Below are 607 nucleotides of genomic sequence, written 5' to 3'. Positions count from 1 at the left end.
GCCGGGGCCCCGGGGCCCCGCGCAACCGGTGCTCGGCGGCGGATCAGCGGGCGAAGTGGGCGCCGAAGGCCAGGCCCCGGGTCACGGGCAGGCCGGCCTGGCCGGGCAGCACCAGCCGGGCACCGGGCGCGGCCACCCTCGCGCCGCGGGAGGGGAGGTAGGTGACGGAGCCGCTGTTCAGCCCGTCCGCGTCGGAGGCGCCGACCACCAGGTCGGCCCGGCCGTCGGCGTTCGCGTCCGTCAGCGCCACCTCGATGCCGAACTGCTCGGCCCGCCGCGCGTCACCGGGCACCCCGGCGGAGGTCCGGTTGACCGCCTGCACGCCGCTGCCCGTGACCAGGCCGGCCGCCGACCCGCGGAAGACGTGCACCCCGCCGGCGACCGCGACGGCGCCGGCCACCCAGGCGACCGTCTCCCTCCTCACCAACGGGACCACCCACCGGTTCACGGTGGTGGCGGTCGACGCCGGGGGCCACGTCTCGGCCGGCTCGGTGCAGGTCTCGGTGGTGCCCGTCTCGCCGACCGTCCCGGCGACGGGGGCCGGGGAGCGAGGCGGCGCGGCCGTCAGCGGCGACGGACGGTTCGTCGTCGTCGGCACGCGCGCCCA

The 607-nt window shown here is 79.4% G+C and carries 1 protein-coding gene; it reads right to left on the bottom strand.

All coding sequences use genetic code 11. From position 1 onward, the window contains the following. Positions 1-43: 43 nt before the first annotated feature. On the bottom strand, positions 44-607 hold a 564-nt coding region (locus tag E6R62_RS38330), incomplete at its 5' end, for an FG-GAP repeat protein (RefSeq protein WP_206309020.1).

This window comes from Streptomyces sp. A1136 (assembly GCF_004795055.1).
Classification (GTDB): Bacteria; Actinomycetota; Actinomycetes; order Streptomycetales; family Streptomycetaceae; genus Streptomyces.
Note: the sequence above shows the minus strand (reverse complement) of the source record. Positions and strands in the feature narration are given on the sequence as shown.